Genomic DNA, 22583 nt, shown 5'->3' with positions numbered 1-22583 from the left:
CGCTTGGGGCGAGACCTTTTGGGTACTTTTGGGGCGTTTGCCAAAAGTGCCTCGCCGTAAGGGCGAAACCCTAAGCCGCCGTTACCGCAGCAACGGATATGTACACCACCAACCAAAACATGGTCGGCCCACAGGCCGCCATGGCAATCAAGACCGCAAAGGACACAAAAAAACCCGGCGCCATCACTGACACCGGGTTCTTTAAACAAGAAGCAAACCGTTACTCGGCAAGCACCTGACCAATCGTCGGGTCCTTGAACAAGCGGGTCAACGCATCACTCAACACATCACTGACCAGCTTGGTATTGGTTTCCTGATTCGGCGCCATGCCAAAACGCTGATCGAGCGACGCGCCGTAGCGACCGCTATAACGACGGTTGGCATTCTGCACATCCGAACGGAACGTCGCGCCAATCGTTGCCTCAGTCACATACAGGCCTTCCTTGGGCGACTGATACTTCAGCTCGGCCAGGGTCACCGTCAATTGCGGTGCATTCAGCGCATTGGCCGTCGGGGTAAAGCCCAGCAAGCGCACGGCCGCTTCAGCCTGAGCCTGCAACTTCGGCAGAATCTGCGCGCCCTGCACGGTGATTGCACTGGTCTCCGGATACAGACCACCACGAGTCCCCAGCGTTGGCGACGGACGACCGTCCACCACACGCACCACCACCGGCTGGCCACGGCCGACCGGCGCCAGCTGAGCTGTCAGCTTGGGTTCCGGGTTCAGTTGTTGCGGGCTGTGGGCGCAGCCGACGAGGGTCAAACTGGTCACAGTGATCAAACCGAACAACAGGCGTTGCAACATGCTCTTCTCTCCAGAATCAGGCACAAACAGGCCCGCAGTATAGCGGTGCGCCACTGCGGCGAACTAGCTTCGCACAACGATTACTGAAATCTCTGACAAACACGGCGTAGCGCGGTTCCTGTCACACATCTGTCACCGACCTTACACATGCATGTCATGGCTCATTGGCAACCTTCACAGCAGTCACCCCACAAGGTACTTTGCCATGCGTTTTCTCATCTCAATGTTCGCGCCACGTCCACTGCATCGCTGTTTTGCCCTGCTCGACCGCGATGGCCGCTGCCAGGCATTCAAACAGTGCAGCCTGCAGCCCATGGGCGATGGTTGGGTCGAAATCGAAGAAATCCGCCTCAACTGGCTGCACCATCCCCTGCCCGCCAGCGCCCGTGTCAGCCAGCGCCAGCCACGTGCGCGCGCACAACAACTGTTGACCACCTGACCGGACGCCTAATAAAAGTCATTAAACACGACCATTTCCCTGCGTTTCTTAGATACAATCTCCCCCCGATTATAAGGACGTCTCCTGATCGGGCCTCGCAGCATCGTCAATGCCTCGGTATTGGCACCCCCGCACCGCCCACAGAGAGCCGCCCACACAGATCGAGTGAAGCTGGCGCGCTTGCTGTTCCCTAAGCAAAAACACCACTTTTCGCGAATCTGCAGAGCTGTCATTACGCTCGGTTACTGAGCTGTTTGCCCGTTTTGCTTGTCATGTATCCCATGGCGGCAATCCATCCGGGCACGGTGCCAGGCTGGGACAGCCCTTTTTTGAGGTTCACGTCTTCAAAAGAGCGTGAAAAAAACGGGTTTTCACAACTTCACAAGAGTGTGGCGAGCAAATGAATAGTTTTGCGTCTGAACATGCACCATTAGCGTCTACAACAGCCCAACGACACAGGACCGAGTATTCCTTGAACACCGGAGCCTGAAGCCTGTCCGCTACGGATTTGGTTGCACAAACGGATGTCTCGACCATAAGTCGAATTGCCAGCTGCGTGCCGAAATGAGTTCATGTGACTCTTGAAGCCAGGCCGCATGCATCCGTCGAAGTTGCAAAAAATTGCGAAGATTCGGACATGGCGATCCTGGCCATGGGTACCTGGGGCATCACTGACATCGCCCCGGAACGCCTGGCAGCTATGCCGACAATTTGGTGCTGCAGATTTTGGAGACGCGTTAAATGGCGCATAACGAAGCAGTCGACGTAGTACTGGTTGGGGCCGGCATCATGAGTGCCACCCTTGCGGTACTGCTCAAAGAGCTCGACCCCGCGATCAAGCTGGAAGTCGTCGAGCTGATGGATTCCGGTGCCGCGGAGAGTTCCAATCCGTGGAACAACGCCGGTACCGGTCACGCCGGGCTGTGTGAGCTGAACTACACGCCGCAGGCCGCCGACGGCACCGTCGACATCAAGAAAGCCGTGCATATCAACACCCAGTTCGAGGTGTCGAAGCAGTTCTGGTCCTACCTGACCAAGAAAGGCACGTTCGGCTCGTGCAAGTCGTTCATCAGCCCGGTGCCGCACCTGAGCTTCGTGCAGGGCGACGACGGCGTCTCCTTCCTCAAGGAACGTTTCAAGACGCTGAGCAAACATCACGCCTTCTCGGACATGGAATACACCGAAGACAAGGCCAAAATGGCCGAGTGGATGCCGTTGATGATGCCGGGCCGCCCGGCTGACGAAGTCGTCGCCGCCACCCGCGTGATGAACGGTACCGACGTCAACTTCGGCGCCCTGACCAACCAATTGCTCACGCACCTGACCAGCGCACCCGATGCCCAGGTCAAGTACTGCAAGCGCGTCACCGGCCTGAAGCGCAACAACGGCGGCTGGACCGTCAGCATCAAGGACGTCAATACCGGCAACAGCCGTGATGTTGACGCCAAGTTCGTGTTCCTCGGCGCTGGCGGGGCGGCACTGCCGCTGTTGCAAGCCTCGGGCATCGAAGAAAGCAAAGGCTTCGGCGGCTTCCCGATCAGCGGCCAATGGCTGCGTTGCGACAACCCGGAGGTGGTCAAGCACCATCAGGCCAAGGTCTACAGCCAGGCGGCGGTCGGTTCGCCACCGATGTCCGTGCCGCACCTGGACACCCGAGTGGTCGATGGCAAGAAGTCCCTGCTGTTCGGGCCTTACGCCGGTTTCACCACCAAGTTCCTCAAGCATGGCTCGTTCATGGACCTGCCGATGTCAGTCCGCGCCGGCAACATCGGCCCGATGCTGGCCGTGGCCAAAAACAACATGGACCTGACCAAGTACCTGGTCAGCGAAGTGATGCAGTCGATGGAACAGCGCCTGGAATCCCTGCGTCGTTTCTACCCTGAAGCGAAAGCCGAAGACTGGCGCCTGGAAGTGGCCGGTCAACGGGTGCAGATCATCAAGAAAGACCCGAAGAAAGGCGGCGTTCTGCAGTTCGGTACCGAACTGGTCGCAGCCAGGGACGGTTCGCTTGCGGCACTGCTCGGCGCCTCGCCAGGCGCTTCGGTGACTGTTTCGATCATGCTTGAGCTGATCGAAAAATGCTTCCCGAACAAAGCCTCCGGTGAATGGGCTGCCAAACTGGCGGAAATTTTCCCGGCTCGGGAAAAAGTCCTGGAAACCGACGCTGCGCTGTATCGCAAGATCAATGCGCACAACAACGTCGCGCTGGAACTGGTTGAAGCCAGTAACGAGACCGAAAGCTACGCTTGATTCGGCCGCATAAAAAACGCCCCGTCCTCATTGAAGGCGGGGCGTTTTTTTGTGCCGCTAAAAAGATCGCAGCCTCGCTTCGCTCGACAGCTCCTACAGGTATGAGCGAACTATTTGTAGGAGCTGTCGAGCGAAGCGAGGCTGCGATCTTTTGATCCTGATCTTTTGATCTTAACCGCGAGCCTTGTCGATCAACTCGATGTATTCGGCCGCGTTGCGCTGATCCTTGATCAGGGCAACGAAGTCATTGCCGTGCACATCCTTGCCATCCAGGTCCAGACCAGCTTCAACAAAGAACGTCAGAAAACGCTCGAAGTCATCGATGCGCAGGCCACGGTAAGCCTTGATCAGTTTGTGCAGCGACGGTGAAGTGGCGTCGACCGGCTCAAAATCGAGGAACAGCTTGATCTGTGCATCGCCGATCTCGTCACCAATCACTTGCTTCTTATCTTTACGCATTGCCGACTCCAGCTCGCAGACATTTCACGGGGCGGGCAGTTTACCCCTGCCCGGGCGTAAGGCTCAACGCGGACGAACGCTGCCAGTGTGCAGATCGGCCCAGATATGGCCGTTGGCGTAGCTGAGGAACTGGCAATACACCGTGTCGTTGCGCAACAAGTCGATTACCACCCGGTACTGGGCCATTGGGTAGAAGAGCGTCAGGGTTTTGCTTTTTTCGTCGTAGATCGGCTTCTTCAGGCTTTTGCTTTCGCCATCGAAGTTGACCAGCACCTGGCTGATGGTCGCGCCCTTGTTCAAGGATTTGCCCTTGAGGCGGATCAGCAATGGCGATGTGACCGGGATCGGCTGTTGGTTGGACTGGCGCTGGCTGCCGATCACCACCGAATACTCGGTAACCTGCAACAGTTGCTGCTGCTCGGGCTCAGCGTCACGCAGGGTCAAGTCGTCCGGGGGCAAAAACTGCGAATGCATCGGCGACGGGGCTGCGGCCAGGGGCAGGCTGAGGGTCAGCAACAGGGCGGCGCAGCTGCGGATCAAAAGGCTCATGACAGGCTCCGGGGGCGGGGCCAAGCACTCTAGCATGAGGATCTACCCGGCGAATAACCGATCCAGGTCAATACTCTGGAAGACAAGGCTGGGCATACTGAAAGAGCTTTCAGCCCCATTTCGACAGTGCACCCTCTGTTGTGGAGTACCCATGTCATTCTCCATGCCCCTGTTATTCGCCGCCTGGCGTCAGACTTGGCGCGCAGGCTATAGCCTCAGACGTTTGCGCGGCGATATCAGCGCCGGGGTGACGGTCGGGATTATCGCCATCCCTCTGGCCATGGCCCTGGCGATTGCGGTGGGGGTAGCGCCCCAGCAAGGTCTGTATACGGTGCTGATCGCCGCGCCCCTGATCGCCCTGACGGGAGGCTCGCGCTTCAATGTCAGCGGGCCGACAGCCGCATTCGTGGTGATACTGCTGCCGATCAACCAACAATATGGTCTGGGTGGCCTGCTGCTTTGCACCATGCTAGCCGGGGCAATCCTGATTGCCTTGGGGCTGATTCGGGCCGGACGGCTGATTCAGTACATCCCTTACCCAGTGACCTTGGGCTTTACCGCCGGGATCGGTATTGTCATCGCCACCCTTCAATTAAAGGATTTGTTGGGCCTGAGTAACACCGGGCATGCCGAACATTACATCGAGCAATTAGGCGGGCTGCTCCAGGCGTTACCCAGCGCTCGTCTGGGGGACGGGATCATCGGTGTCATGTGCCTGGCGGTGCTGATCGTCTGGCCGCGTTTTGTGCCGAGGATTCCGGGGCATCTGGTGGCGCTGGCCGTCGGCGCATTGCTGGGGGTGGCACTGGAAAGCGGCGGGTTAGCGGTTGCGACGCTGGGGGAGCGCTTCAGCTATATCGTCGATGGCGTCAGCCATCCCGGCATACCGCCATTTCTGCCGAGCTTCGACTGGCCGTGGAATCTGCCGGGGCCCTACGGCCAGCCGCTGCACCTGTCTTACGACCTGATCCGCCAATTAATGGCGCCAGCCTTTGCCATCGCCATGCTCGGTGCCATCGAATCATTGTTGTGCGCGGTGGTGGCCGACGGCATGACGGGCAGCAAACACGACCCTAACGCCGAACTTCTGGGTCAAGGCCTGGGCAATCTGGTCGCACCGCTGTTCGGCGGCATTACCGCCACCGCGGCAATCGCCCGCAGCGCCACCAACGTGCGCAGCGGAGCGTTTTCGCCATTGGCGGCGATTATCCACAGTGCGGTGGTGTTGCTGGCGATACTCGCCCTCGCGCCCCTGTTCAGCTACTTGCCGATGGCGGCGCTGGCGGCATTGCTGGTGATGGTGGCGTGGAACATGAGCGAAGCCCGGCACGTCGTGCACACCTTGCGCATTGCACCGCGCAGCGATGTGCTGGTCTTGCTGACCTGCCTGAGCCTGACGGTGCTGTTCGACATGGTGCTGGCCGTCGCCGTCGGCCTGCTGCTGGCCGCCGGTTTGTTCATCAAACGCATGAGCGACCTCACGGACACCGCCGAACTGCCTCGCGAGTTCCATCAAGCCTTACAGGATATGCCGGAGCATGTTCGTTGCTATGCGATACGCGGGCCGCTGTTTTTCGGTGCTGCGGAAAAAGCCCTGGGCGTACTGCGCAAATTCAGCCCGGAGGTCAAAGTGGTGATTGTCGAGATGAGTGCCGTGCCCATGCTGGACATGACGGCGTTGGCGGCCTTCGACAATATCCTCAGGGATTACCGCACCGATGGCATCGGCCTGATTCTGGTCGGAACCGCTCCACGGGTACGCCTGAAACTCAGGCGCGCGGGCATCCATCGGGAACAGAGACAGTTGGCCTACGTGAATAATCTGGAACAGGCTCGACGCAAAAGCGAACGCTGGCTCGCCGGACAGGGCTGAGCGCGCAGTTCAAGCAAGCTGCGCACGCATCCCGATGTGAGGCCTTGCATTCAAGCCTCAACATACCTGGCGGCCAATCGCCCCCAGACAATCATCCTGTTTACATGCCTTTAACGGCAAAAATCCCGTTGGCGTTACGCCAGTAGCCTTTGTAGTCCATGCCGTAACCGAAGATGTAACGGTCGATGCACGGCAGGCCGACGAAATCGGCTTTCAGGTCCGGGCGAGCCTTGCGGTCGTGGTCCTTGTCGATCAGCACGGCGGTGTGCACTTTGCGGGCACCGGCGTGTTTGCAGAAGTCGATGATCGCGCCCAGGGTATGACCCTCGTCGAGGATGTCGTCGATGATCAGCACGTCACGGTCGATGAACGAAACTTCCGGCTTGGCTTTCCAGAACAGCTCGCCGCCGCTGGTTTCGTTGCGATAGCGAGTGGCGTGCAGGTAGGACGCTTCCAGCGGGAATTGCAGATGGGTGAGCAGCTTGCCGGCGAAAATCAGGCCGCCGTTCATCACACAGAACACCACCGGATTGCTTTCAGCCAGTTGTTCGTTGATGTGTGCACCGACGCGGGCGATGGCCGCCTCGACTTCAGCTTCGGTGTACAGGCAGTCAGCCTCTCGCATGATTTGACGGATATGCTCGAGATCAGCGGACATGGCGCTCTCCAAGGGGGTTTGAGGGGGAGGGACGGATTCGGAAAAGCGGGCAAAGGTACGCATCAAGCGAGGCCAGATCAAGCGTTTGTGGACTAACGTTCTGTATGTCTATAGGACAACACCCTCGGATAGATTAATCTAGGCCGGTTTTTTTGCCCGCCGCCGGAGCCTTTCCCCATGCCCATCCTTGAGATCCGCCATCCGCTGATCCGTCATAAACTTGGCCTTATGCGCCGCGCCGACATTAGCACGAAGAATTTCCGTGAGCTCGCTCAGGAAGTCGGCGCCCTGCTGACCTATGAAGCCACCAAAGACTTGCCGCTGGAAAGCTACGACATCGAAGGCTGGTGCGGCACGGTGTCGGTCGAGAAAATCGCCGGCAAGAAGATTACCGTGGTGCCGATCCTGCGTGCCGGTATCGGCATGCTCGAAGGCGTGCTCAGCCTGATCCCGGGCGCCAAAGTCAGCGCCGTGGGCGTGGCCCGCAACGAGGAAACCCTCGAAGCCCACACCTACCTTGAGAAACTGGTACCGGAAATCGACGAGCGTCTGGCGATGATCATCGACCCGATGCTCGCCACTGGTGGCTCGATGGTCGCCACTATCGACCTGCTGAAAAAGGCCGGTTGCAAGGACATCCGCGCGATGGTCCTGGTGGCTGCCCCTGAAGGCATCGCCGCTGTAGGCAAAGCTCACCCGGACGTGATGATCTACACCGCCTCCATTGACGAAAAACTCAACGAACACGGTTACATCATCCCAGGCTTGGGCGATGCCGGTGACAAGATCTTCGGCACCAAGCAGAAGGACGCTTGAGCATGCAGCAAGAGTTCAACGATCCGCTCTGGCGCACGGTGCTGTCGGGTGCACAGATGCTGTTCGTGGCCTTTGGCGCGCTGGTGTTGATGCCGTTGATCACCGGCCTCGACCCGAACGTGGCGCTGTTCACCGCAGGTTTGGGGACGATTCTGTTCCAGATCGTCACCGGGCGTCAGGTGCCGGTGTTCCTGGCATCGAGCTTCGCCTTCATCACGCCGATCATTCTCGCCAAGGGCCAGTTTGGCCTGGCGGCGACCATGGGCGGGGTGATGGCGGCCGGTTTCGTCTACACCTTCCTCGGCCTTGCCGTGAAGATCAAAGGCACCGGGTTCATCGACCGCCTGCTGCCACCGGTGGTGATTGGCCCGGTGATCATCTCCATCGGCCTGGCCATGGCACCGATCGCCGCCAACATGGCGATGGGCAAGGCTGGCGATGGCACTGAACTGATTCCTTACCAGACAGCGATGTTGATCTCGATGCCGGCGCTGCTGACCACCCTGATTGTCGCGGTGTTCGGCAAAGGCATTTTCCGCCTGGTGCCGATCATCTCCGGCGTATTGGTGGGTTTTGCCATGGCGTTCTACTTCGGTGTGGTCGACACCGCGAAGATTGCTGCTGCACCGTGGTTTGCGATTCCACAGTTCACGGCGCCGGAATTCAACTGGCAGGCGATTCTGTTCATCGTTCCGGTAGCCCTGGCCCCGGCCATCGAGCACATCGGCGGCGTGATTGCCGTGGGTAGCGTGACGGGGCGCGATTATTTGAAGAAGCCCGGCCTGCACCGCACATTGCTCGGCGATGGCATTGCCACCACCGCGGCCGGTCTGTTCGGCGGCCCGCCCAACACCACCTACGCCGAAGTGACTGGCGCGGTGATGCTGACCAAAAACTACAACCCCAAAATCATGACTTGGGCGGCGATCTTCGCAATCAGCCTGGCGTTCATCGGCAAGTTCGGCGCCCTGCTGCAAAGCATCCCGGTGCCGGTGATGGGCGGGATTCTCTGCCTGTTGTTCGGTTCGATTGCTGCGGTGGGGATGAACACCATGATTCGCCACAAGATCGACCTGGGCGAAGCACGCAATCTGGTGATTGTCTCGGTGACGCTGGTGTTCGGGATTGGCGGAGTGCTGATCGGCACCGGTACCGGCCCGGACGATTTCGGCCTCAAAGGCATCGCGCTGTGCGCGGTGGTGGCGATTGCGCTGAACCTGTTGCTGCCGGGCCATGACAGCTGGAAGCACAAGAAGGCGGATGAGCCGCTGATCTAAGCAGGTCTCAAGAACGCCATCGCGGGCAAGCCCGCTCCCACAAGGTCAGCGCAAAACCTGTGGGAGCGGGCTTGCCCGCGATGCTTTTAAAGGGCCAACGGCGCCCGTTCACACAATGCGTTCAACGCCTTGGCCCACTGCGCATCATCATTGAGGCACGGCACCAGCACCAACTCCTTCCCTCCCGCTTCGCGGAACTGCTCCTTCCCGCGATCACCGATCTCTTCCAGGGTTTCGATGCAATCGGCGACGAACGCCGGGCACATCACCAGGACTTTCTTCACGCCGCTTTTGGCCAACTCATCGAGGCGTGCTTCGGTGTAGGGTTCGATCCACTTGGCCCGGCCCAGACGCGACTGGAACGACACCGACCACTTGCCGTCCGGCAGGCCCATGCGCTTGGCAAACTCTGCGGCGGTGCGCAGACACTGACCGCGATAACAGGTCGCGACCACTTCCGGCGGCGCACCGGCGCAGCAATCGCCACCACCTTCGAAGCTGTGACCCGGATTGAGCTTCTTCAGGTGCCGCTCCGGCAAACCATGAAAGCTCAGCAGCAGGTGATCGTAAGCCTGCTGCAAATATGGCGTAGCGCTGGCCACCAGGGCATCGAGGTATTCTGGCTGATCGTAGAACGGCTGGAGGATCGAGAACTGCACGTCGAGTTTCTTCTCCCGCACCACCCGCTTGGCCTCTTCGATCACCGTGGTCACGGTGCTGTCGGCAAACTGCGGATAGAGCGGCGCCAGGGTGATTTTTTTGTGACCCTGAGCCGCCAGACGAATCAGCGTCGACTCAATGGATGGCTCGCCGTAGCGCATCGCCAGCTCCACCGGCCCGTGGGACCATTGCGCGGTCATGGCCCGTTGCAGACGACGGCTGAGCACCACCAGTGGCGAGCCGTCCGCCCACCAGATCGACGCATAAGCGTGGGCCGATTGCTCTGGGCGCTTGATCAGAATCAACGACACCAGTAAACGCCGCACCGGCCACGGCAGGTCGATCACATACGGGTCCATCAGAAATTGATTGAGGTAGCTGCGCACATCCGCCACCGAGGTGGAAGCGGGTGAACCCAGGTTGACCAGAAGCAACGCGTGATCGGTCATGCAACGTCCTATTTCTCAAGGCGGCTGGACACATCGTCCAACGCCGCGCGCAAATCAGTGAACTGGAAAGTGAAGCCCGCTTCCAGCAAGCGAGCCGGCATGGCCTTCTGGCCACCCAGCAGCAACAATGACAACTCGCCCAGGCCCACCTTCAACACGAGGGTTGGCATCGGCATGAACGCCGGACGATGCAACACGCTACCCAACGTTTGGGCGAATTCGCGATTGCGCACCGGCTTGGGCGCGCAGGCATTATATGGACCGCTGGCCTCATTGCGGTGTAGAAGAAAATCAATCAGGGCTATTTGATCCTTGATATGAATCCACGACATCCACTGCCGACCACTGCCGAGAGGCCCGCCCAGCCCCAGTTTGAATGGCAACAACAGCCGCGACAAAAAGCCGCCCTCGGCGGACAGCACCAACCCGGTACGAATGAGGATCACGCGAATGCCCAAGGCTTCGGCGCGTTGCGCGGTTTCCTCCCAGGCGACGCACAACTGGCTGGCGAAATCATCAATGACCGGTGGAGATTCTTCAGTCAACTCCCGCTCACCACCGTCGCCGTACCAACCGATCGCGGAGCCAGAAATCAATACCGTCGGTTTCTGCTCGCGGCTTTCGAGCCAGGCCAACAGGGTTTCGGTCAGGGTGATCCGGCTGCTCCACAACAACGCCTTGCGTTTGTGCGTCCAGAGCCGATCGGCAATCGGTGCGCCCGCGAGGTTGATAATTGCATCCACCGGTTCTTGACCCAGGTCCTCAAGCCGTGCGATTCCACGTACCTGAGTGCCACAGACTTTGGCGACTTTTGCAGGCGTGCGACTCCAGACCGTCAGGCGATGTCCCTGGCTCAACCAGTGTCGGCAGAGTTGACGTCCTATCAAACCAGTACCGCCGGTCAGCAATATGTGCATGACATCTTCCTCGCGTGGCGTTTTACCCTGATCACTAGTCTATTTTTATAAGCAGGGATCTTTGGTATTGGGCAGGCTCTGTGCTTAACAATAGGCCAAGCTGTCAGAACGAGGACGCTAAAAGTTATACCAAAAAACAATATTGTACAGGTTTGAACCACGGCGTAGTCTGTACAGAAAGGTAAACGAGGCCCCTATGACTGTACCTATCGCAATCATCGGCACCGGCATCGCCGGACTCTCAGCCGCCCAGGCCCTGACGGAGGCCGGGCATGTCGTTCAACTTTTCGATAAAAGCCGCGGCAGTGGCGGACGCATGTCGAGCAAGCGCAGCGATGCGGGTGCTCTGGACATGGGCGCGCAATATTTCACTGCTCGCGACCGCCGCTTCGTCACCGAAGTCCAGCGCTGGCAAACCAATGGTTGGGTCGCCGTATGGACGCCGCAGCTCTATACCTTCCACGGCGGCCAGCTCAGACCTTCGCCGGATGAACAGACACGCTGGGTCGGCACACCACGCATGAGCGCGATCACGCGCGGCCTGCTCGGTGATCTGGAAGTGCATTTCGCTTGCCGCATCACCGAGGTCTATCGCGGTGAAGAACATTGGCATCTGCAAGACGCCGAGGGCTTCACCCATGGCCCGTTCAGTCATGTTGTGATCGCCACGCCAGCCCCTCAGGCAACCGCGCTGCTGGCGACCGCACCGAAACTCGCCGGAGCCGCCGCCGGGGTAAAAATGGAACCCACCTGGGCCGTCGCACTGGCGTTCGACACGCCACTGGAAACCGCCATCGAAGGTTGCTTCGTGCAGGACAGTCCGCTGGACTGGCTGGCGCGCAACCGCAGCAAACCAGGACGCGACACCACCCTCGATACCTGGGTGCTGCATGCCACCAGTGCCTGGAGCCGGCAGCATATCGACCTGCCCAAGGAAGCGGTGATCGAGCAATTGCACGGTGCTTTCGCCGAGCTGCTGAACGATGCCATGCCTGCTCCGACCTTCAGCCTCGCTCACCGCTGGCTGTACGCCCGGCCGGCCAGCAGCCATGAATGGGGTGCCCTGGCTGATGCTGATCTGGGCCTGTATGTGTGCGGCGACTGGTGCCTGTCTGGCCGTGTCGAAGGTGCCTGGCTCAGTGGTCAGGAAGCAGCCCGCCGGCTGCATGAACACCTGCAGTGAATTGAATCGCTGCTGTCGACATGGGCAGCAGCACCGCAAAAAACTTATACAAAAACTTTGACTTGTACACCTTTGAATCTATGATGAAGTCATGTTGTACAGATCTAATAATCTGTACAGGTCTGGATTCGAGGCGCCCCGATGCCCCCTACAGCCATGAAACCCAAAATCGCCATCAGCGCTTGCCTGATGGGAGCCGAGGTGCGTTACAACGGTGGGCACAAGGCGTCACCTCTGTGCAGCCGCATCCTCTCTGACTATTTCGATTTCGTCCCGGTGTGCCCGGAAGTCGCCATTGGCCTGGGTATCCCTCGCGAACCGATCCGCCTGGTCGGCAACCCCGAGCACCCGGAGGCTGTCGGCACCGTCCACCCTGAGATCAACGTCACCCGACCTCTGGCCGAGCACGGTCAAAAAATGGCGCTGGAGCTGGATGACATCTGCGGCTATATCTTCATGCAGAAATCCCCTTCGTGCGGGCTGGAACGGGTCAAGGTCTACCACGCCAACGGCGCACCAGTGGACGGCGGTAGCCGTGGTATCTACGCCCAAGCCTTCTGTGCATTGCATCCTGATTTACCGGTGGAAGAAGACGGCCGCCTCAACGACCCGGTGCTGCGGGAAAACTTCCTCACCCGCGTGTTCGCCTACAGCGCCTGGCAGCAATTGCTGCAAACAGGCCTGACCCGGCGCGGCCTCATTGACTTTCACTCGCGCTACAAATACCTGCTGATGGCCCACAACCCGGTGCAATACAAAACCCTGGGCAACTTGTTGGGCAACATGGGGCAAACCGATCCGCAAGTGCTCGGCCCACGCTATTTCAGCGAGCTGATGGCGGCCCTGAAAAAGTGCGCCACACGCCGCACCCACACCAACGTGCTGCAGCACCTCAGCGGTTATCTCAAACAGGCCATCAGCACTGAAGACAAACAGGAAGTGCAGCACGTCATCGGCCAATACCGCAGGGGCATCGTGCCGCTGGTGGTGCCATTGATGTTGCTCAAACACTACTTTCGCCAATACCCGGATCCGTACATTGCGCAACAGGTTTACCTGCAACCGCACCCGGAAAACCTCAGCCTGCGAAACGCGATTTAATGAAAAATCCACCGGATTCCAGCGCCAGCGAAGACCTCGGCACTGACTTCAAGAAGGCCTTGGACGCTGGTTGGCTGCCCATTCGTGAAGTGTCCCGGCAGACCGGAGTCAATGCTGTCACCTTGCGCGCCTGGGAACGGCGCTATGGGCTGATTGTGCCCCAGCGTACGCCCAAGGGGCACCGGCTGTTCTGTGCCGAGCACGTGCAACGGATCCTGACGATCCTTACCTGGCTCAATCGCGGGGTGGCTGTCAGCCAGGTCAAACAATTGCTCGACACGCCACAGGGGCTTACCGCCCCCATCGGGAACGATTGGCTGGTGCTGCGCAAGTCATTGCTGCAAGCGGTCACTCAGCTGGCCGAACGCACCCTCGATGACACGGTAAATCAAGCGATGGCGCTGTATCCGCCACGCACCTTGTGTGAACAATTACTGATGCCGTTGCTGGCGGAACTGGAGCAACGCTGGCAAGGCCAGTTCGGCGCGCAAATGGAGCGGGTGTTTGTTTATTCCTGGTTGCGCAGCAAATTCGGCGCGAGGATCTACCATAACAACCGTCAGTTGCGCACCGCGCCGCTGTTGCTGATCAATTACTCGGACCTGCCACTGGAGCCTTATCTGTGGCTCACCGCCTGGCTGATCAGCAGCATCGATTGTCCGGTAGAAGTCTTCGACTGGCCGCTCCCCGCTGGCGAACTTGCGCTGGCGGTCGATCACCTGCAAGCCCGCGGCGTACTGCTGTATTCCAGCAAAGCCATGAATCTTTCACAGCTGACGAAACTTTTGAATGGCGTCAGCTGCCCAAAAATGATTGCCGGGGCAACGGTGTGCATCCACCACACCGAGTTATCCGCAAGAACCGCCGCCATTGCTGACTTGTCCCTGGCCGAAGACCCATTATCGGCTCATCAGGGCCTGATTCAGCGCGGGCTCATTTAATGGCGTATTTCAATGATCGTGCGGATACCACCATGCAATTGATCTGGCTGCGCAGCGACTTGCGTCTACACGACAACACCGCCCTCTCGGCCGCTGCAGCCCGCGGCCCGAGTGTGGCGGTGTATTTGCTGAGTCCGCAGCAATGGCTGGCGCATGACGATGCGCCGTGCAAAGTGGATTTCTGGCTGCGCAACCTTGGCGAGTTACGCCATGCGCTGGACGCCCTGAACATCCCGCTGCTGATTCGCAAGGCGTCCCGCTGGGATGAGGCACCGAAGGTCCTGCTCGAGTTGTGCCAGCAATTGAAAATCGGCGCAGTGCACGTCAACGAAGAGTACGGCATTCATGAAACCCGTCGTGATGCCGCGGTGGCCCAAATCCTGAAAGCCCAAGGCATCGACTTTTACAGCTATCTTGATCAATTGTTGCTCAAGCCTGGCACCGTGCTGACCAGAACCGGCACCTATTTCCAGGTCTTCAGCCAGTTCCGCAAGGTCTGCTACGAACGCTTGCATGCATCATTGCCGAGATTGGTTACCGCCCCCGCCATCCAGGCGCCGCTGGGTATCGCCAGTGACGAACCGCCCTCTCGTGTCGAGGGCTTCGACACGCCCAGCGACAGTTTGCGTGCTCTCTGGCCGGCCGGCGAAACTGAAGCCCGACGCCGCCTCGAGACTTTTACCGACACACAGATCGACTATTACCACAGCGAGCGTGATTTCCCGGCAAAACCCGGCACCAGCCAGCTCTCGGCCTATCTCACCGCCGGGGTCATCTCCCCTCGCCAGTGTCTGCACGCCGCGTTGCAAAGCAATCAGGGGGAATTCGAAAGCGGCAAGGTCGGTGCCGTCACCTGGATCAACGAGTTGCTGTGGCGAGAATTCTACAAACACATTCTGGTGGGCTACCCACGGGTTTCCCGGCACCGCGCCTTTCGCCCGGAAACCGAAGCCCTGGCCTGGCGTGATGCCCCGGAAGACCTCAAGGCCTGGCAACAAGGCCGTACCGGCCTGCCGATCATCGATGCCGCCATGCGCCAATTGCTGGAAACCGGCTGGATGCACAACCGTTTGCGCATGATCGTGGCAATGTTCCTGACCAAAAACCTGCTGATCGACTGGCGTGAAGGCGAGCGTTTCTTCATGCGGCATCTGATTGACGGCGATCTGGCGGCGAACAACGGTGGCTGGCAGTGGAGTTCGTCCACCGGCACCGATTCGGCACCCTACTTCCGGATTTTCAACCCCTTGAGCCAGTCGGAAAAATTCGACGCCGAAGGGGTTTTCATCAAACATTGGTTGCCGCAGATCAACGAAATGAATAAAAAAGACCTGCACAATCGCGCGAGACTCGACGGATTATTCGGTGTGACGGATTATCCATCGCCGATTGTCAACCTGAGCACTTCCCGCGAACGGGCCTTGGCCGCGTTCAAGAACCTGCCGTCGCGACAGGGTTTATCGCCACCGGAATCACCTTGATAGCGCAGTTTTACGTATGAACATGGGATTGAATCAGGAAGATAAAGGAGATTGAGATGAGTCGTACACCTCCAAGGCGATACTGGTTGACCGGCGCAAGCAACGGTATTGGTGCCGCGTTGGCCGAAGAAATACTGAAAACCGGTGCCCATCTGGCCGTCAGCTCCCGCTCATTGGCGCCATTGAAAGCCTTGTCTCAGCGTTATCCCGGGCAAGTGTTGGTGGTTGCCGGTGATTTGACCAACAGCCAACGGGTGCGCGAAATCGGCGAGCAGATTGCCAGCCAATGGGGCTCTCTGGATACCATGATCCTCAACGCGGGGACCTGCGAATACGTCGACGTCAATCAGTTCGACTCATCAATCATCGAGCACATCGTGCGTACCAACCTGCTTGCCAGCAGCTATTGCATCGAAGCTGCCCGCCCCCTGCTGCGAGCGGGCACTGCGCCGCATCTGGTGGCCCTGGCCAGCTCGGTGACCTACCTGCCTCTGCCACGGGCCGAAGCCTATGGCGATTCAAAGCCCGGATTGCGTCACCTTTTCGAATCCTTGCGCATCGACGTGGCGCCGGAAAACATCGAAATGACCGTAGTCAGCCCAGGGCTTATCGATACCCCCCTGAGCAACGAGGTTTCACAACACCTCGATTGGTCGGCGGACAAAGCTGCGCGGTACCTCTTCAACCTGCTCAAGCATCGGCCACTGGAGCTCCCTTTACCGGAACTGCTCATGCCTGTCCTTTGGCCTCTGCCGCAAAAGCCCGGCCAGAGGGGACTGGAAATCGGCAAGCGCATGGAGCGAAACAACCCGCCAATCGAAGATCTGCCGTGAAACTTGAGCGTCTGTCAGGCCTTTCACACAGCGCGGCCCCACTGGCTTACACTGCGCGCCATGAAAACTATTCCCCATACGCAAATCGCCGAACCGGCGATCACCTGCTCGACCTGCGCGGCCTGCTGCTGCCAGCTTGAAGTCATGTTGATCACCGACACCGGCGTGCCCGAGCGTTTTATCGATACCGATGATTGGGGCGGGGAAGTCATGCTGCGACTGGATGACGGCTGGTGCGCCGCGCTGGATCGCGACAGCATGATGTGCACCATCTACGAAAAACGTCCGCTGATTTGCCGGGAATTCGAAATGGGCGCACCGGAATGCATCACCGAACGCCAGGGGATTGCGACGGCGTATCGGTGAGCGAATACAGCAGGCCATGAAGATCCAATGTGGGAGCGGGCTTGCTCGCGAAAGCGGATTGTCAGTCAACATCAATGTTGAATGTTAAATCGCATTCGCGAGCAAGCCCGCTCCCACATTAAAAGTGCAGTAATGCTTACAACGGCATCGTGTAATGCAGCGAATAACTCTCTACACCATCGTTCGGGCTGCTGATCCCGGCATTGGAATAGTGCGTGGCGCGAATCCCGACTTCATGTCCGCCGGTAAAGCGCAGACCAAACCCGAAACGATCTTCGAACTGAAAGGCCCCGCCAAGTTTGTTGTCCTCGACTTCAGTGTTGGCAAACACCGCGATGCCGATACCCGCTTCAACGTAGGGTTTGATGGTCTGACCGGCAAACTCATACACCAGCACCGGCGAGAACGACACACTGTGATTGCTCGACGTTTCATCGCCCTCCCAGTAGGTGTAAGCACCGCTCCAGTAGCCGGTCAAGCGACCGATATCACTCTGCAGCCAACTCTTGTCCCAGTCGAATTGCATGCCCAGTCGGTAAGTCATGGTCGAATCGCTGGTCTGGCCGACCCCGAATTCCACCCCTGCTGCCTGCGCGGTAAAACTGTGCCCCATCAATGCGGTCGCAATCGCGGCCAAGCAGAATAGTCGCTTCATTAGAAACATCCTTTTCCGAACAATTTCGTATGGTTTTTATGCTGCCCAACAGACAAAGCTATAGAAGTTGAAGCTTGATCAGAAGTTCAGCTCAATTATTCGTGTCATCTCTTTTTTATCTACAAGTCGAAGCTTTGCACAACACCCGTCGAATGCCACAAAACCGGCAAGATATTTCTGAAATGTTCCGTATCCGCGCTCGACCAGAACCGGGTAGCGCGAGCAGGTCCCTCGGCCAGCAACTCACGCTCGGCCAACAATCGTTGAAGCTGCCGTGCCACAGCGGCACCGGTATCGATCAGGCTGATGCTCTGGGGGAGCATCTGCTTTAGCAGTGGCTTTAGAAAGGGATAATGCGTGCAGCCAAGAATGATCGTGTCTGCACCGGCAGCCAGCAGCGGATCGACATACCCTTGCAGCAACTGACGCAATGCCTCGCTGTGCAAATCGCCATTTTCAATCAGCTCCACCAGTCCGGGGCATGGTTGGGTGATGACTCGCACATCGACGGCGAAACGGTCGAGCAAGGCGGCGAACTTGGCACTCTGTAAAGTGCCGGTGGTGGCGAGTACGCCAACTACACCGCTGCGCGTCGCCGCAGCCGCCGGTTTGACCGCGGGCTCCATGCCGACAATGGGCCACTCGGGGAAATCGCGCCGCAAGTCCGCAACACCCGCGACGGTCGCGGTGTTGCAAGCGAGCACCAGCGCCTTGGCGCCCTGCTGCTGAAAAAATTGCGCCATGACACTGCAACGCTGACTGATGAATGCCGGTGATTTCTCACCGTAGGGAATATTCCCGCAATCGCCGAGGTACAAAAGAGACTCGTTGGGCAGCAACTGCTGGATCTCGGCCAGCACGGAAAGTCCACCGACGCCGGAATCGAATACAGCAATCGGCGCTTCACGCATGGCTTGACCCGCAGACGCTGCAGCCCGGATCACGCTTGACCCGCAATTCACGGAAGCGCGTGCCCAAGGCATCGATCAATAACAGGCGCCCCACCAGCGGCTCGCCGAACCCCACCAGCAATTTCAGCGCTTCGAGGGCTTGCAAGCTACCGACCAGGCCCACCAGCGGACCGAGTACGCCGGCCTCGCTGCAAGTCAGCTCGGCTTCGCTGCCGTGCCCGTATAAACAGTGGTAACACGGGCTTTCCGGACGGCGGGAGTCGAAGACCGACAATTGCCCTTCCAGCCGAATCGCCGCGCCGCTGACCAGCGGTTTGCGCGCAGCCACACACGCGGCGTTGACCGCTTCGCGGGTGGAAAAATTATCAGAACAGTCCAGCACCAGATCCACCGCCGCCACTGCCGCCGCCAAAGAGTCTTCATCCAGGGCGGTGCGATGGGCAATCAGCTGAATCTCGGGATTAATCGCGCTCAGGCGCTGGATCGCCGAATCGACCTTGCTCAGGCCGACGCTGTCGGTGTCGTGAACGATCTGACGTTGCAGATTGGTCAGGTCGACCGTGTCGAAGTCCGCCAGATGCAACTCACCGACACCGGCCGCCGCCAGGTACAGCGCCACCGGTGAGCCCAGACCTCCGAGGCCGACAATCAGCACACGGCTTTCCTTGAGCCGTAACTGGCCGTCGATGTCGACGTGTTGCAGAAGAATCTGCCGGCTATAGCGCAGTAATTCCTGATCATTCAGCACGGCAAGCGCCCCAGACTGATGCGTTCGTGACCGCCCAGATCGGTGCGGCTGTGGACCTCTTCAAAGCCGCGGGTCAGCAGCAAATCGCGCACGGCCTCGGCTTGATCGTAACCATGTTCGAGCATCAACCAGCCACCTGCCTCAAGATGATCCGGCGCCTGATCGACGATCAGACGTAAATCGTCGAGTCCATCGACGCCAGCCACCAGAGCACTGGCCGGTTCGAAGCGCACGTCGCCCTGCGCCAGATGCGGATCGGTCGAAGCAATGTAGGGCGGATTGCTGATGATCAATTGAAAGCGCTGGCCTTCCAAAGCACTGAACCAATGACTGCTCAGCACCGTGGCGTTGTTCAGGTGCAGCCGCTGGCGATTGCGCTCGGCCAGGGCGACGGCTTCCAGCACGCGATCCACGGCGGTGACTTTCCAGGCTGGACGCTCGCTGGCCAGCGCCAGGGCAATGGCGCCGCTGCCGGTGCCCAAATCGAGCACCAAGGCCTGTGTGGCCGGCAACAGTTGCAGCGCGGTCTCTACCAGTAATTCGGTGTCGGGACGCGGAATCAGCGTGTGGGGCGCGACCTCCAGGTCGAGCTTCCAGAAGCCCTGCTGCCCCAGAATGTAAGCCACCGGCTCACCACTACGGCGGCGTTGCAGGTACTCGGCAAATTTCAGTGCCGCTTCGCTCGGGACTATCCGCTCAGGCCAGGTGTGCAGAAAACTGCGGGATTTACCCAAGGCAGCCGCCAGCAGCAATTCGGCATCCAGACGCGCGGTGGGCGAGTCGGGCAAATCAGCGGCGCGCAACAAACTGGCAATGATCGTCATTTACTCACCTATCGCTGCCAATTGGTCGGCCTGGTACTCGGCCAACAGCGGTTCGATCACCGCATCCACGCCACCGGCGAGAATTTCGTCGAGCGAATACAGCGTCAGGTTGACCCGGTGGTCGGTGACCCGGCCCTGGGCAAAGTTGTAGGTGCGAATGCGCTCGGAGCGGTCACCGGAACCCACCAGCAATTTACGCTCGCTAGCGATGGCGTTCGCGGCGGCGCTGGTCTGCTGATCGTTAAGCTTGGCCGACAGCCAGGACATCGCCCGGGCGCGATTCTTGTGCTGGGAACGCTCTTCCTGGCACTCGACGACAATACCGGACGGCAAGTGCGTGATGCGGATCGCCGAGTCGGTCTTGTTGACGTGCTGACCACCGGCACCGGAGGAGCGATAGGTGTCGATCCGCAGGTCTGCCGGGTTGATCTCGATCGCTTCCTGCTCGTCCGGCTCGGGCAACACGGCCACGGTGCAGGCCGAGGTGTGGATGCGGCCCTGGGATTCAGTGGCCGGAACCCGCTGTACGCGATGCGCGCCGGATTCGAATTTCAGCTTGCCGTAAACGTTCTCGCCTTCGACCCGGGCAATGACTTCTTTATAGCCGCCGTGTTCGCCTTCATTCTCCGAGAGAATCTCTACTCGCCAGCCACGCCGTTCGGCGTAACGCGAATACATGCGGAACAGGTCGCCGGAGAAAATCGCTGCCTCGTCACCGCCGGTGCCGGCACGGATTTCGAGGAATACGTTGCGCCCGTCGTTCGGGTCTTTGGGCAGCAGCATGCGTTGCAGTTGGGCTTCGATTTCGATCAGCTGCTCTTTGGCTTCGCGGACTTCTTCCACGGCCATTTCGCGCATGTCCGGATCGCTGTCCTTGAGCAGCGCCTGAGCCCCTTCGAGGTCACCCTGCACTTTAAGCAGCTGTTTATAGGTGCCAACGATCGGCTCGACTTCCGCGTATTCCTTGGAATAGGTACGGAACTTGTTTTGATCGGAAATGACCTCGCCGTCGCCAAGCAGGGCGGTCAATTCCTCGAAACGGTCCTGGAGGATGTCCAGCTTATTGAGCAGTGACGCTTTCATTGCGGTTTCTTATCCGAAAAGCTATCCGATGAGCCCTCACCGAGGGCAAAGAGTTCCTGGGCCATGGCCAGCGCATCGAGGCGGCCTTCGGCAGAGAGCTTTTTCAACTGCACGCTCGGTGCGTGCAAGAGTTTATTGGTCAGGCCGCGGGCCAGTTGCACCAGCACGTCTTCGGCGCTGCTGCCATTGGCGAGCATGCGCTGGGCTTTTTGCAATTCTTCGTCACGCAGACGCTCGCTTTGTTGACGATAGGCCTTGAGCACATCCACCGCCGCCAGTTCGCGCAGGCGAACCATGAAATCTTCGGCTCCGACCGATACCATCTCTTCGGCGGCTTGGGCTGCGCCCTGACGGCTCTTGAGGTTTTCGGCGACCACTTCGTGGAGATCGTCGACGCTGTACAGGTAAACGTCGTCCAACTCACCGACTTCCGGTTCGATATCCCGAGGGACGGCGATATCCACCATGAAAATCGGCTTGTGCTTGCGCAATTTCAAGGCACTTTCCACCGCCCCTTTACCGAGAATCGGCAACTGGCTGGCGGTGGAACTGATGACGATGTCGCTGCGCACCAGTTCTGCCGGGATGTCCGAGAGCAGCACTGCGTGGGCGCCGAACTGTTCGGCCAGGATGCTCGCGCGCTCCAGGGTGCGGTTGGCGACCACAATTCGCTTGACCCCCAGCTCATGCAGATGGCGGGCGACCAGGGTGATGGTCTCGCCGGCACCGATCAGCAAAGCCTGGCTGCGTTGCAAATCACTGAAAATCTGTTTCGCTAGGCTGACCGCGGCAAACGCTACGGACACCGGGTTTTCGCCGATAGCGGTGTCGGTCCGCACCTGTTTGGCCGCATTGAAGGTGGCCTGGAACAGCCGCCCGAGCAGCGGACCAATGGTACCGGCCTCGCGAGCGACAGCGTAGGCCGATTTCATCTGACCGAGAATCTGCGGTTCACCCAACACCAGCGAGTCGAGCCCGGAGGCAACCCGCATCATGTGACGAACTGCCGCATCATCTTCATGCACATAAGCGCTCGCTCGCAGCTCATCGAGACTCAAATGATGATAATCGGCCAGCCAGCGCAACACGATGTCAGCCGAAAGGTGATCCTGTTCTATATACAGTTCACTGCGATTGCAGGTGGAGAGGATCGCAGCTTCGCGGCTGTCGGTGAGTCGGCAGAGCTGCTGCAAGGCCTCAACCAGCTGCTCAGGGGTAAAGGCCACGCGCTCGCGGACGTCTACTGAAGCAGTCTTGTGGTTAATACCGAGTGCAAGGAAGGCCATTCAAGGTCGCTGATGGTGA

The 22583-nt window shown here is 59.2% G+C and carries 24 protein-coding genes; 12 read left to right on the top strand and 12 right to left on the bottom strand.

The genetic code is table 11. From position 1 onward, the window contains the following. Positions 1 to 98 precede the first annotated feature (98 nt). Positions 99 to 239, top strand: coding sequence for a hypothetical protein (locus PMI36_RS31540; protein ID WP_157214970.1), 141 nt, complete (start codon positions 99 to 101; stop codon positions 237 to 239). On the opposite strand, the gene PMI36_RS07335 is transcribed toward PMI36_RS31540, so the two are convergent. Next, the gene (locus PMI36_RS07335; protein WP_007905851.1) at positions 221 to 805 is read right to left on the bottom strand and encodes a YajG family lipoprotein; all 585 of its coding nucleotides are present in this window, start codon (positions 803 to 805) and stop codon (positions 221 to 223) included. The two genes, PMI36_RS31540 and PMI36_RS07335, sit on opposite strands and share 19 nt — an antisense overlap. Before the next feature lie 205 nt (positions 806 to 1010). Between PMI36_RS07335 and PMI36_RS07340 the strand changes: the two genes are divergently transcribed. Beyond that, entirely contained in the window at positions 1011 to 1244 is a 234-nt protein-coding gene (locus PMI36_RS07340) for a hypothetical protein (RefSeq protein WP_008012002.1), read from the top strand. 741 nt (positions 1245 to 1985) lie between these two features. Beyond that, the gene (gene mqo, locus PMI36_RS07345; RefSeq protein ID WP_008074229.1) at positions 1986 to 3494 is read left to right on the top strand and encodes a malate dehydrogenase (quinone); all 1509 of its coding nucleotides are present in this window, start codon (positions 1986 to 1988) and stop codon (positions 3492 to 3494) included. Positions 3495 to 3665: 171 nt separating this feature from the next. Here the strand turns inward: mqo and PMI36_RS07350 are convergent, their stop codons facing one another. Both PMI36_RS07350 and PMI36_RS07355 read right to left on the bottom strand, forming a co-directional pair. Continuing rightward, positions 3666 to 3953 carry a PA4642 family protein gene (locus PMI36_RS07350; RefSeq protein WP_008074228.1) on the bottom strand — a complete coding sequence of 96 codons (288 nt, stop codon included), beginning with the start codon at positions 3951 to 3953 and terminating at the stop codon, positions 3666 to 3668. Between the two features lie 63 nt (positions 3954 to 4016). Then, complete coding sequence (locus PMI36_RS07355; RefSeq protein WP_007905843.1) at positions 4017 to 4502, bottom strand: hypothetical protein; 486 nt, start codon at positions 4500 to 4502, stop codon at positions 4017 to 4019. 151 nt (positions 4503 to 4653) lie between these two features. Between PMI36_RS07355 and dauA the strand changes: the two genes are divergently transcribed. Next, a complete protein-coding gene (gene dauA, locus PMI36_RS07360; RefSeq protein ID WP_008074227.1) occupies positions 4654 to 6375 on the top strand; it encodes a C4-dicarboxylic acid transporter DauA in 1722 nt (573 codons plus the stop codon). Positions 6376 to 6475: 100 nt separating this feature from the next. On the opposite strand, the gene PMI36_RS07365 is transcribed toward dauA, so the two are convergent. Beyond that, the gene (locus PMI36_RS07365) at positions 6476 to 7033 is read right to left on the bottom strand and encodes a hypoxanthine-guanine phosphoribosyltransferase (protein ID WP_008074226.1); all 558 of its coding nucleotides are present in this window, start codon (positions 7031 to 7033) and stop codon (positions 6476 to 6478) included. Positions 7034 to 7210: 177 nt separating this feature from the next. Between PMI36_RS07365 and upp the strand changes: the two genes are divergently transcribed. Next, positions 7211 to 7849: a uracil phosphoribosyltransferase gene (gene upp, locus PMI36_RS07370; RefSeq protein WP_007905839.1), complete on the top strand. Its 639-nt coding sequence runs from the start codon at positions 7211 to 7213 to the stop codon at positions 7847 to 7849. A 2-nt stretch (positions 7850 to 7851) separates the two neighbouring features. Then, entirely contained in the window at positions 7852 to 9126 is a 1275-nt protein-coding gene (locus tag PMI36_RS07375) for a uracil-xanthine permease family protein (protein WP_008074225.1), read from the top strand. 86 nt (positions 9127 to 9212) lie between these two features. On the opposite strand, the gene hemH is transcribed toward PMI36_RS07375, so the two are convergent. Then, positions 9213 to 10235: a ferrochelatase gene (gene hemH / locus PMI36_RS07380; protein WP_008074224.1), complete on the bottom strand. Its 1023-nt coding sequence runs from the start codon at positions 10233 to 10235 to the stop codon at positions 9213 to 9215. A gap of 8 nt (positions 10236 to 10243) precedes the next feature. Further along, complete coding sequence (locus PMI36_RS07385; protein ID WP_008074223.1) at positions 10244 to 11152, bottom strand: TIGR01777 family oxidoreductase; 909 nt, start codon at positions 11150 to 11152, stop codon at positions 10244 to 10246. 196 nt (positions 11153 to 11348) lie between these two features. On the opposite strand from PMI36_RS07385, the gene PMI36_RS07390 reads away from it, so the two are divergent. The 6 genes from PMI36_RS07390 to PMI36_RS07415 all read left to right on the top strand — a co-directional run bounded on the left by PMI36_RS07390 (position 11349) and on the right by PMI36_RS07415 (position 17057). Then, the gene (locus PMI36_RS07390; RefSeq protein WP_008074221.1) at positions 11349 to 12335 is read left to right on the top strand and encodes an NAD(P)/FAD-dependent oxidoreductase; all 987 of its coding nucleotides are present in this window, start codon (positions 11349 to 11351) and stop codon (positions 12333 to 12335) included. Between the two features lie 141 nt (positions 12336 to 12476). Beyond that, positions 12477 to 13436 carry a YbgA family protein gene (locus tag PMI36_RS07395; RefSeq protein ID WP_008074220.1) on the top strand — a complete coding sequence of 320 codons (960 nt, stop codon included), beginning with the start codon at positions 12477 to 12479 and terminating at the stop codon, positions 13434 to 13436. Further along, positions 13436 to 14377 carry a MerR family transcriptional regulator gene (locus tag PMI36_RS07400; protein WP_008074219.1) on the top strand — a complete coding sequence of 314 codons (942 nt, stop codon included), beginning with the start codon at positions 13436 to 13438 and terminating at the stop codon, positions 14375 to 14377. Before PMI36_RS07395 ends, PMI36_RS07400 begins: the two co-directional genes overlap by 1 nt. A 32-nt stretch (positions 14378 to 14409) precedes the next feature. Continuing rightward, entirely contained in the window at positions 14410 to 15858 is a 1449-nt protein-coding gene (gene phrB / locus PMI36_RS07405; RefSeq protein ID WP_032830577.1) for a deoxyribodipyrimidine photo-lyase, read from the top strand. A gap of 56 nt (positions 15859 to 15914) precedes the next feature. Beyond that, positions 15915 to 16691 (top strand): SDR family NAD(P)-dependent oxidoreductase, encoded by a 777-nt coding sequence (locus PMI36_RS07410; protein ID WP_008074215.1) that lies wholly within the window; start codon positions 15915 to 15917, stop codon positions 16689 to 16691. Positions 16692 to 16751: 60 nt separating this feature from the next. Beyond that, entirely contained in the window at positions 16752 to 17057 is a 306-nt protein-coding gene (locus PMI36_RS07415; protein ID WP_008074213.1) for a YkgJ family cysteine cluster protein, read from the top strand. Between the two features lie 136 nt (positions 17058 to 17193). Here PMI36_RS07415 and PMI36_RS07420 read toward each other — a convergent pair whose 3' ends face one another. The 6 genes from PMI36_RS07420 to hemA form a co-directional block, all read right to left on the bottom strand. Continuing rightward, a complete protein-coding gene (locus PMI36_RS07420; RefSeq protein ID WP_008074211.1) occupies positions 17194 to 17712 on the bottom strand; it encodes an acyloxyacyl hydrolase in 519 nt (172 codons plus the stop codon). 119 nt (positions 17713 to 17831) lie between these two features. Beyond that, complete coding sequence (murI, locus tag PMI36_RS07425) at positions 17832 to 18623, bottom strand: glutamate racemase (RefSeq protein WP_008074205.1); 792 nt, start codon at positions 18621 to 18623, stop codon at positions 17832 to 17834. Continuing rightward, positions 18616 to 19371, bottom strand: a complete 756-nt coding sequence (locus tag PMI36_RS07430) for a molybdopterin-synthase adenylyltransferase MoeB (protein ID WP_008074203.1) — start codon at positions 19369 to 19371, stop codon at positions 18616 to 18618. The genes murI and PMI36_RS07430 overlap by 8 nt, the downstream gene beginning before the upstream one ends. Beyond that, positions 19365 to 20195: a peptide chain release factor N(5)-glutamine methyltransferase gene (gene prmC, locus PMI36_RS07435; protein WP_008074200.1), complete on the bottom strand. Its 831-nt coding sequence runs from the start codon at positions 20193 to 20195 to the stop codon at positions 19365 to 19367. The genes PMI36_RS07430 and prmC overlap by 7 nt, the downstream gene beginning before the upstream one ends. Beyond that, the gene (prfA, locus tag PMI36_RS07440; protein ID WP_008074198.1) at positions 20196 to 21278 is read right to left on the bottom strand and encodes a peptide chain release factor 1; all 1083 of its coding nucleotides are present in this window, start codon (positions 21276 to 21278) and stop codon (positions 20196 to 20198) included. It abuts the gene before it with no gap. Next, positions 21275 to 22564 (bottom strand): glutamyl-tRNA reductase, encoded by a 1290-nt coding sequence (gene hemA, locus PMI36_RS07445; protein WP_008074196.1) that lies wholly within the window; start codon positions 22562 to 22564, stop codon positions 21275 to 21277. Before hemA ends, prfA begins: the two co-directional genes overlap by 4 nt. Between the last annotated feature and the right edge of the window lie 19 nt (positions 22565 to 22583).

The sequence above is a fragment of the Pseudomonas sp. GM79 genome, from assembly GCF_000282495.1.
Classification (GTDB): domain Bacteria; phylum Pseudomonadota; class Gammaproteobacteria; order Pseudomonadales; family Pseudomonadaceae; genus Aquipseudomonas.
The sequence above is the reverse complement of the archived record's forward strand: the minus strand, read 5'-3'. Positions and strand labels throughout refer to the sequence as shown.

Excerpts from the sequence above, each read along its gene's own strand:
- dauA (WP_008074227.1), top strand. The coding sequence starts at position 4,654 with ATGTCATTCTCCATGCCCCTGTTATTCGCCGCCTGGCGTCAGACTTGG.
- PMI36_RS07400 (WP_008074219.1), top strand. The coding sequence starts at position 13,436 with ATGAAAAATCCACCGGATTCCAGCGCCAGCGAAGACCTCGGCACTGAC.
- PMI36_RS07365 (WP_008074226.1), bottom strand. The coding sequence starts at position 7,033 with ATGTCCGCTGATCTCGAGCATATCCGTCAAATCATGCGAGAGGCTGAC.
- PMI36_RS07390 (WP_008074221.1), top strand. The coding sequence starts at position 11,349 with ATGACTGTACCTATCGCAATCATCGGCACCGGCATCGCCGGACTCTCA.
- PMI36_RS07385 (WP_008074223.1), bottom strand. The coding sequence starts at position 11,152 with ATGCACATATTGCTGACCGGCGGTACTGGTTTGATAGGACGTCAACTC.
- PMI36_RS07355 (WP_007905843.1), bottom strand. The coding sequence starts at position 4,502 with ATGAGCCTTTTGATCCGCAGCTGCGCCGCCCTGTTGCTGACCCTCAGC.
- prmC (WP_008074200.1), bottom strand. The coding sequence starts at position 20,195 with ATGACGATCATTGCCAGTTTGTTGCGCGCCGCTGATTTGCCCGACTCG.
- PMI36_RS07375 (WP_008074225.1), top strand. The coding sequence starts at position 7,852 with ATGCAGCAAGAGTTCAACGATCCGCTCTGGCGCACGGTGCTGTCGGGT.
- PMI36_RS07340 (WP_008012002.1), top strand. The coding sequence starts at position 1,011 with ATGCGTTTTCTCATCTCAATGTTCGCGCCACGTCCACTGCATCGCTGT.
- upp (WP_007905839.1), top strand. The coding sequence starts at position 7,211 with ATGCCCATCCTTGAGATCCGCCATCCGCTGATCCGTCATAAACTTGGC.
- PMI36_RS07335 (WP_007905851.1), bottom strand. The coding sequence starts at position 805 with ATGTTGCAACGCCTGTTGTTCGGTTTGATCACTGTGACCAGTTTGACC.
- PMI36_RS07395 (WP_008074220.1), top strand. The coding sequence starts at position 12,477 with ATGCCCCCTACAGCCATGAAACCCAAAATCGCCATCAGCGCTTGCCTG.
- PMI36_RS07350 (WP_008074228.1), bottom strand. The coding sequence starts at position 3,953 with ATGCGTAAAGATAAGAAGCAAGTGATTGGTGACGAGATCGGCGATGCA.
- PMI36_RS31540 (WP_157214970.1), top strand. The coding sequence starts at position 99 with ATGTACACCACCAACCAAAACATGGTCGGCCCACAGGCCGCCATGGCA.
- mqo (WP_008074229.1), top strand. The coding sequence starts at position 1,986 with ATGGCGCATAACGAAGCAGTCGACGTAGTACTGGTTGGGGCCGGCATC.
- murI (WP_008074205.1), bottom strand. The coding sequence starts at position 18,623 with ATGCGTGAAGCGCCGATTGCTGTATTCGATTCCGGCGTCGGTGGACTT.
- hemA (WP_008074196.1), bottom strand. The coding sequence starts at position 22,564 with ATGGCCTTCCTTGCACTCGGTATTAACCACAAGACTGCTTCAGTAGAC.
- PMI36_RS07415 (WP_008074213.1), top strand. The coding sequence starts at position 16,752 with ATGAAAACTATTCCCCATACGCAAATCGCCGAACCGGCGATCACCTGC.
- PMI36_RS07420 (WP_008074211.1), bottom strand. The coding sequence starts at position 17,712 with ATGAAGCGACTATTCTGCTTGGCCGCGATTGCGACCGCATTGATGGGG.
- PMI36_RS07410 (WP_008074215.1), top strand. The coding sequence starts at position 15,915 with ATGAGTCGTACACCTCCAAGGCGATACTGGTTGACCGGCGCAAGCAAC.
- hemH (WP_008074224.1), bottom strand. The coding sequence starts at position 10,235 with ATGACCGATCACGCGTTGCTTCTGGTCAACCTGGGTTCACCCGCTTCC.
- prfA (WP_008074198.1), bottom strand. The coding sequence starts at position 21,278 with ATGAAAGCGTCACTGCTCAATAAGCTGGACATCCTCCAGGACCGTTTC.
- phrB (WP_032830577.1), top strand. The coding sequence starts at position 14,410 with ATGCAATTGATCTGGCTGCGCAGCGACTTGCGTCTACACGACAACACC.